This is a genomic window from Labrys sp. (in: a-proteobacteria) (assembly GCF_047605565.1).
Lineage (GTDB): Bacteria > Pseudomonadota > Alphaproteobacteria > Rhizobiales > Labraceae > Labrys > Labrys neptuniae.
On sequence record NZ_JASGFM010000019.1, the window covers coordinates 117,927 to 125,683 of the forward strand.

General features: G+C 64.3%; 6 protein-coding genes. 4 read left to right on the plus strand and 2 right to left on the minus strand.

What is annotated here, in order from left to right; genetic code table 11:
* Window positions 1-37: 37 nt before the first annotated feature.
* Both speB and QM672_RS18100 read right to left on the minus strand, forming a co-directional pair.
* A complete protein-coding gene (gene speB / locus QM672_RS18095; protein ID WP_311940608.1) occupies window positions 38-1,006 on the minus strand; it encodes an agmatinase in 969 nt (322 codons plus the stop codon).
* A 51-nt stretch (window positions 1,007-1,057) separates the two neighbouring features.
* Window positions 1,058-2,416 carry an MFS transporter gene (locus QM672_RS18100; RefSeq protein ID WP_415084217.1) on the minus strand — a complete coding sequence of 453 codons (1,359 nt, stop codon included), beginning with the start codon at window positions 2,414-2,416 and terminating at the stop codon, window positions 1,058-1,060.
* A gap of 212 nt (window positions 2,417-2,628) precedes the next feature.
* Here QM672_RS18100 and QM672_RS18105 point away from each other — a divergent pair, with 212 nt between their 5' ends.
* The 4 genes from QM672_RS18105 (at window position 2,629) to QM672_RS18120 (ending at window position 7,627) form a co-directional block, all read left to right on the plus strand.
* Entirely contained in the window at window positions 2,629-3,549 is a 921-nt protein-coding gene (locus tag QM672_RS18105; RefSeq protein WP_415084219.1) for a LysR family transcriptional regulator, read from the plus strand.
* 210 nt (window positions 3,550-3,759) lie between these two features.
* A complete protein-coding gene (locus tag QM672_RS18110) occupies window positions 3,760-4,092 on the plus strand; it encodes a YMGG-like glycine zipper-containing protein (protein ID WP_068294316.1) in 333 nt (110 codons plus the stop codon).
* 860 nt (window positions 4,093-4,952) lie between these two features.
* A complete protein-coding gene (locus QM672_RS18115) occupies window positions 4,953-5,291 on the plus strand; it encodes an HdeA/HdeB family chaperone (RefSeq protein ID WP_068294318.1) in 339 nt (112 codons plus the stop codon).
* Window positions 5,292-5,557: 266 nt separating this feature from the next.
* A complete protein-coding gene (locus QM672_RS18120; RefSeq protein ID WP_415084222.1) occupies window positions 5,558-7,627 on the plus strand; it encodes an NAD(P)-binding protein in 2,070 nt (689 codons plus the stop codon).
* Window positions 7,628-7,757: the final 130 nt, after the last annotated feature.

Consider the following 7,757-nt stretch of genomic DNA (forward strand, 5'->3'; position numbering starts at 1 on the left):
GCCCTGCGCCGGAACCGACTGCGACTATCGTTTCCGGTCAGGCGGCAGCCCTTGCCGAGCGGGCGTCGAACACGAAGCCGAGGAAATTCAGCAGGATCTGCGCCGCCAGGATCGCGGTGCCCCCGGTGTGGTCGTAGTCGGGCGCCACCTCGACCAGGTCTATGCCGACCACCTCGTTGCGGCGCGCCAGCGCTTGCAGCATTTCCAGCACCTCGTAATAGAGGAAGCCGCCATGCGAGGGCGTGCCGGTGCCCGGGGCGATGGAGGGGCAGAAGCCGTCGATGTCGAGGGTGACGTAGACCCGCGCTCCGGCCGGGATCCGATCGATCACGCCCTTGGCCCCGAGCGCGCGCATCTGGCGCACCGACAGGATGTCCGAGCCCATGCGGCGGGCATCGTCATAACCCTCCTTGGCGGTGGAGGAGACATTGCGGATGCCGACCTGGGTGAGGCCGCTGACATAGGATTTCTCGGCGGCGCGGCGCATCGGATTGCCGTGGCCGTAGCGCACGCCGTGGCGCTCGTCGACGAAGTCGAGATGGGCGTCGATCTGGAGGATATGGATATCGCCGCGCCCCGCAAAGGCGTCGATGCAGGGAATGTTGACGGAATGGTCGCCGCCGATCACCACCGGCATCGCCCCGGCATCGAGGATGGCGGCGACTCCGGCCTCGATGTTGGCATGGCTCTTCTGGGTGTCGGTGTGCACGATGTCGGCATCGCCGATGTCGACCATCCGCACCGAAGCCGGCAGATAGGTGCGATCGTCCTCATGGTCATAGGCGCCGGCATGGCCGAAGCTGAACAGCGTGGAGGCCTCGCGCACCGCGCGGGGACCGAAGCGAGCACCGGCGCGGAACTGGGTGCCGAAGTCGAAGGGGGCGCCGAGAATGGCGACGTCGGCGTCGATGCGGCGCCAATCGGCGACATAGGGGCGCTTTGCGAAGGTGGAGATGCCGACGAAAGGCAGGTTCAGCCGTCCGGCTTCGTAGGAATGTTCACTCATTGCGGGTCCTTGCAGTTTTCAGGCGACGGGGCGAGCTGTGCCGCGCCGCTTCTAGTCGTCGTCGAGAGTGGAGCCGGCGCGGCCGGCCGTCGTCATGGCGATGGCGAGGAGGGTCACCAGCGCGGCGGCCACCAGGAACCAGGCCGGCGCGAGCTTGCTGCCGCTCGCCCCGATCAGCCAGGTGGCGATCAAGGGGGCGGTGCCGCCGAACAGGGCGTTCGCCGCGTTGAAGCTGAGGGCAAAACCCGAATAGCGCACCCGCGTGGGGAACAATTCGCACAGCAGAGTCGGCAGCGTGCCGCCATTCATGGCGAGGAGGGCGCCGAACAGCGCCCAGATCCCCAGGATCGCCAGGAAGCCGCCGGAACCGAGGCCGGTGAAGCTGACGGACGAGAGTACGACGAACAGCGGCACGGTGAGCGCGGCGAACAGCAGCGAGCAGGCGATCAGCACGGCCTTGCGGCCGAGCCGGTCCGACAGCATGCCCATCACGAAGATCGAAGCGAGATAGACCGTGAGGGTGATGGTCGAGCCGAGGAAGGCGGCGGTTTCGCTGATGCCGAGCTCGGTGGCCAGATAGGTCGGCATGTAGCTGAGCACGAGATAGAAGCCGACGGCGTTGAGCAGCGTGCCGCCGAAGGCGATCAGCACCTGGCGGCGGTGCTTGCCGAGAAGTTCGAGCACCGGCGCCGGCGGCACGTGATGGGCGGCCTCCAGGGACTTGAAGTGGCGCGTCTCCTCGAGCCGGCGGCGGATGAAGACGCCGACATAGCCGAAGGGTAGCGCGAACAGGAAGGGCAGGCGCCAGCCCCATGCCTGCAGCTGATCGGTGGTCAGCAGCGCATGCAGCAGAGCGACGAAGAGGGAGGCGGCGAGCAGGCCCGCGGCCTCGCCGGCCGGCACCAGGCAGGTATAGATGCCGCGCCTGCGGTCGGGCGCGTGCTCAGCGAGGAAGGAGGCGGCGCCGGCATATTCGCCCGAGGCGGCAAAGCCCTGCACGAGGCGGGTCAGCAGGAGCAGCACCGGCGCGGCCAGCCCGGCCGTCTGGTAGGATGGCAGGAAGGCGATGACGAAGGTGGCTGACGACATGATGAAGATCGACAGCGTCAGGGTCGATTTGCGGCCGAACCTGTCACCGAAATGGCCCCAGATCACCCCGCCGATCGGACGGACGATGAAGGACAGGGCGAAGACGCCATAGGTGGCCATCAGGGCGCTGCGCGTGTCGGTGGCCGGGAAGAACACCACGGCGATCACCGTCGCCAGAAAGCCATAGACGGCATAGTCGAACCATTCGACGAAGGTGCCGATGAAGCTGGCAAAGGCAGCCCGGCGCAGGACGGGGCTCGTGGCGGCATCGCCACCGGCTCGGAGCCGAGATGGCGTGGTCGCGGCGTGTGGGTGGCTCATGGAAAACGTCCCCTCTTGGATGAAGCTGGATCATCAAGGCGTCGTCCGGCCGGGATGGTGGAGGTGCCTTCTATGGGCATGGGGCAGCCGGGCGATTGGTTGGGGATGATGCCGCAAATGAATGCATTCATAATTCGGAACTTTTCAATTCTTACATCGGGAATTTTGATGTAACGGGAAACTGTCGAAACCTGTCTGTCCCGGGGACCGTCATGCGGATCAGCGACTACATGGTGCGGAACCTGCGCACCTTCTGCGCGGTGGTGGAGCATGGCGGCTTTGGCGGGGCACAGGCCGTTCTGGGCGCGGGCCAGTCCGTGATCTCGACCCATCTCAAGGATCTCGAGCTTGCCGTGGGTTTCACGCTTTGCCAGCGCGGACGTGGGGGATTCTCACTGACCCCGAAGGGTGAGGCGGTCTATCATGAAGCCAAGCGCATGCTGGGCTCGCTCGAGACCTGCGAGGCCAATCTCGGCGTCCTGCGCAGGATTCTCACCGGTCATTTGCGGGTGGGCATCGTCGACAGCGAGGCGGACAACCCCGATTTGCCCGTGCATCGGGCGGTGCAACGCTTTTTCGAACGCGAGCAGCAGGTCCGCCTCAGCCTGGAGGTCGGCACGCCCGAAGCGCTGGGCAAGGGGCTGCAGACCGGAGACATCCATGTCGCCATCGGCCCGTTCCCGAACCGCCAGGCCAATATCGACTATGCGCCTGTCTATGTGGAGGAGCATGCCCTCTATTGCGGGCAGGCCCATCCGCTCTTTGCCGGCGCTACGGCGCAGATCACGCCGGCGGTGATTGCCCGCCATCCCATGACGGTCCGCCCCTATCTGCATCGCGCCGAACTCGCCGCACTACAGGATCCCCTGATCACGGCCTCGGTCTCGAATATGGAAGCGCAGGCCGTGCTGATCCGCAGCGGCTGTTTCCTCGGTTTCCTGCCCGTTCATTTCGCGAGCAAATGGGTCGAACGCGGTGAGATGCGAAGGCTCGACGGACCCGGCCTGGTGTGGCGGTCGCAATTTTATATCGCCTTGCGGGTTCAGCCCGAACCGACAGAAGTGGCCCGCCAGTTCACGCGCGATCTCGCGGCGACTTTGGCACTCCCTGGGTTGGGAGAGCGGCTTGGATAATGTCTTTCTATCAAATAGATGGCGACCTTAGCAGTCGATCAGCCCCCTTGGAAAGTTGAACCATTTTGCATCGATCGAATTACCTCAATTCAAATTGAAAGGAGGGTCTGGCAATCGCCAGGCATGGTTAAAATAAACCGATGAAATACGCTCGCCACGATTGCGACCGAATCATTACTTAGCGGTAATCTGGCAAACGGAGACCGATCTATGAAAAAAATTCTGATCACGGTTTTGGCGGGCGCCGTCGCTATGTCGGTAGCGGGGTGTGCGTCGGACAATCCCGGGGACCGGGCGGTCGGTGGCGGCGTGCTTGGCGGCGTGGCCGGTGCCGCCATTGGCGCCGGTGTCTCGAAGAACAAGGGGCGCGGTGCCCTCATCGGCGGTGCCATCGGTGCGGCCGGCGGGGCCGCCGTGGGTGCGGCCACCACCCCGAGCCGCGAACCCGAGCCGGGTTACGATGGCTATGGCGGCGGCCCGCGCCAATGCGCCCAGGTGGGCTATGATTCCTATGGCAACCGGGTTTGCACGGCCTATTACTGAGAAAGCCTGCGAACGGGATGGGCCGTTTCCATCCGCGAGACGGCGACCGGCCTTTTTGGCCGGCTCGCCGTCCGGTCCGCTCCCGGGGTCTGGTTTCTTGCGATGAAATCACCCCAGAGGCCGGGCACTCCCGCACGGCAAATGACGTCCTGCCTGTTTGATTTCGGCCCGTCGGCCCGCCCGGACAGGTCGCCAAATACGGCCTCGGCCGGCTTTCTTGCCAGCCGGACCCATGTTTTCGCCTAAATCCGGCTTCACATCATTGGCAGCAGAATGGCGGGAACCTGCGGAGCATTTCCCGATGATCATCGGCACCAATCAGTACAGGGCCAAGACTTGACAGGGCCAAGACTTGCTTGGTCATCGGAAAGCCGAAAAGGCCCTTTAGCGCATAGATACGATCGTCGATAAGCGTTGGTCCGATCATGATCGAGGGGCCGCCGCATCAGTTGCAGAAGGAACAGGGCCGCTTCGGGAATTGAAGCGGGTATGGTGGTGGATGAAGGATGGATGGGTGCCTGGTGCACAAGGTGAGCAAGGGAATGGCAGCCCCGCAGAGAGGGGAAGCCTTTCCGTCAAGGCGCGATCTTGGTTTGGCGGGCAGACATTCAATTGGGTGCGCAGGCAAGAGATTTTCTTTGCGCTGCGTCGGGATCACGAACGGGGCAGTTCGTTCGGGATGGTTGACAGTCTGAGGGCTGTTCGCCGACAACTGCGAATGAAACTTGCCGTTTTGCGAAAGTCTCGGTTCGCGGTGGCAACTCAGGCGGACGGGCACCAGCATTTGACCGCCTTGCTCCAGGCCCGGCTGGAAAAGGATTGCACCATGTCCGCCAACACGAATCGACCGGGCTGACGGCATGCGGGGTGTCATCGGAGCGATCGTCCTGTCTGCCATGGTCCATTCCGGCGCGGCGCTGGCTCAGGAAGTAAGGCGCTCGGCCGTCGGCTATATGGACGTGACCTGTGACAGGTGGACGGCAAGCGCCAATTCGACCCAGGGCACGGCCTATGCAGCCTGGGTTGCCGGCTTCCTCAGCGGGGCAAATCTTGCTGAGCGGGCGGAGGATTGGCTGATCGACGAGGATGGCACCTCGATTCGCCGCTGGATCAGCGAATACTGCAAGGCCCATCCTGTCGAGACGCTCGGAGCCGCGGCGGTGATGCTGCGCCAGGCGCTTCAGCAGCGTGCGCGGTGATGTGCAAGCGAGGCAGCGCGCCTGCTTCAGCCCAGCTGATCCATTGCATCGGAAAACTCTAATTTGCCGTCGCCGCGGGCTCCCCGAAATTGGTGGTGATGCTCCAGGGCAAGCGCGTTCACGATCGAGCGGCTGCCTGCTCTAACGCTCTGGTTCGATGCGTCATCGTGATTTGAAGCAATTCGTTCAGATCACGCTGCGCTTTGGGAGGCATCGGGACGCCTCGCATCTGCCCGGCGGTGCGATCGTCGAACCCGGGGAATTTCATGCGCCATCCACGCTACGACATTCTGTTCGAGCCGATGAAGATCGGCCCGGTGACGGCCAAGAACCGGTTCTACCAGGTGCCCCATTGCAATGGTGGTGGCTATCGCGACCCCTCCGCCGCCGCCGAGATGCGGCGGATCAAGTCGGAAGGCGGCTGGGGCGTCGTCTTCACCGAGCAGACCGAGATGCATCACACCTCGGAAATCACCCCCTTCATCGAATTGCGTTTGTGGGACGATGCCGATATCCCCGCCTTGGCCAGGATGGCCGACGCCATGCATGAGCATGGCGCCCTTGCCGGCATCCAGCTCGCCTATTCCGGCATCAACGGCCCCAATCTCTATACCAAGGAAGTCCCGCGCGGGCCCTCGGCCCTGCCGATTCGTACCTTCACCAATGATCCGGTGCAGGCCCGGGCCATGGACCGGCAGGATATCCGCGACCTCAGGCGGTGGCACCGCAATGCCTTCAGGCGCGCCAAGCAGGCTGGCTTCGATCTGGTCTGCCTCTATGGCGCGCATGGCTTCGGCATCATCCAGCATTTCCTGTCTACCGCCACCAATCAGCGCACGGACGAATATGGCGGCTCCTTGGAAAATCGTACCCGCCTGATGCGCGAGCTGATCGAGGAGGGGCGCGATGCCATTGGCGACACATGCGGGCTGACGCTGCGCATCTCCCTCGACGAGATCATCGGCGAGCTCGGCTTCGGCAATGCCGAGGTGCGCGACATGATCGAGATGCATGCTGACCTGCCGGACCTGTGGGACCTTGCCCATGGTGCCTGGGAGGATTGCTCCGGTCCGTCGCGCTTCAAGGAGGAGGCGGCGCAGGAAAGCCTGGTCGCCGGCATCAAGAAGCTGACCTCCAAGCCCGTCGTCGGTGTCGGTCGCTTCACCTCACCGGACGTGATGGCCCGGATGATCCGCTCCGGCACGCTCGATTTCATCGGCTGCGCCCGTCCCTCCATTGCCGATCCCTTCCTGCCCAGGAAGATCGAGGAGGGCCGGATCGAGGACATCCGCGAATGCATTGGCTGCAATATCTGCATCACCGGCGACATGACGATGTCGATCTCGCGCTGTACCCAGAACCCCACCTTCATGGAGGAATGGCGCAAGGGCTGGCATCCCGAGCGCATGCAGGCCAAGGGCGCCGGCGAGAGCGTGCTGATCGTTGGCGCCGGCCCGGCCGGACTGGAGGCGGCACGCGCCTTGGGCTTGCGAGGCTACAAGGTGATTCTGGCCGAGGCCGGTACGGAACTCGGGGGGCGGGTGGCGCGCGAATGCAGATTGCCGGGCCTGTCGGCCTGGGGCCGCGTGCGCGACTATCGCCAGTACCAGCTCGGCCAGATGCCGAATGTCGAGATCTATTTCGACAGCCGCCTGTCGGCCGACGAGATTCTCGGCTTCGGCTTCGAGCATGTCGCGCTTGCCACCGGTTCGGCCTGGCGCCGGGACGGCGTGGCGCGCGCCCATGTCGTGCCGCTGCCGATCGATCCGGCCATGCCGGTGTTCACGCCCGATGACCTGATGGAGGGGCGGCTGCCCGCCGGCAGGGTCGTGCTGTTCGATGACGATCACTACTACATGGGCGGCGTGCTCGCCGAATTGCTGACACGGCAGGGCGCGAGCGTGACGCTGGTGACCCCCTCCGCCTATGTCTCCGACTGGACGCGCAACACGCTGGAGCAAGGGGCCATCCACCGCAGGCTCGTCGAGCATGGGGTCGAGATCGTGCTCAACCGGACGGTGGCGCGCATCGAGGCCAGCGGTGTGGTCACGGCCTGCAGCTATACCGGGGCCGAAGCAAGGCTGGAGGCGGATGGGGTCGTGCTGGTCACCGCGCGCCGGCAGCAGGACGAGCTATGGCAGCTCCTCAAGGCGCGACGGGACGAATGGGCCGGCAGCGGCATCCGCTCCATCAAAGTGATCGGCGATGCCGAGGCGCCGGGGCCGATTGCCTGGGCGACCTATGCGGGGCACCGCTATGCCCGTGAACTGGACGAGCCCGACATCGGCGATGCGCTGCCGTTCAGGCGCGAAATAACCGCGCTCGCGCGAGATTAGAAACACGATTCGAGTCAAGCTTCACGGGGGTGCAAAGCTTGCATGACGGTTCTGCAAAAAAGTGATGTTTTCAGTGTTGACACCTGCGGTTTGGTGCCTCTATACAGCGGCCATCGACGGACGGCGTTGC

Excerpts from the sequence above, each read along its gene's own strand:
- QM672_RS18115 (WP_068294318.1), top strand. The coding sequence starts at position 4,953 with ATGCGGGGTGTCATCGGAGCGATCGTCCTGTCTGCCATGGTCCATTCC.
- QM672_RS18120 (WP_415084222.1), top strand. The coding sequence starts at position 5,558 with ATGCGCCATCCACGCTACGACATTCTGTTCGAGCCGATGAAGATCGGC.
- speB (WP_311940608.1), bottom strand. The coding sequence starts at position 1,006 with ATGAGTGAACATTCCTACGAAGCCGGACGGCTGAACCTGCCTTTCGTC.
- QM672_RS18110 (WP_068294316.1), top strand. The coding sequence starts at position 3,760 with ATGAAAAAAATTCTGATCACGGTTTTGGCGGGCGCCGTCGCTATGTCG.
- QM672_RS18105 (WP_415084219.1), top strand. The coding sequence starts at position 2,629 with ATGCGGATCAGCGACTACATGGTGCGGAACCTGCGCACCTTCTGCGCG.
- QM672_RS18100 (WP_415084217.1), bottom strand. The coding sequence starts at position 2,416 with ATGAGCCACCCACACGCCGCGACCACGCCATCTCGGCTCCGAGCCGGT.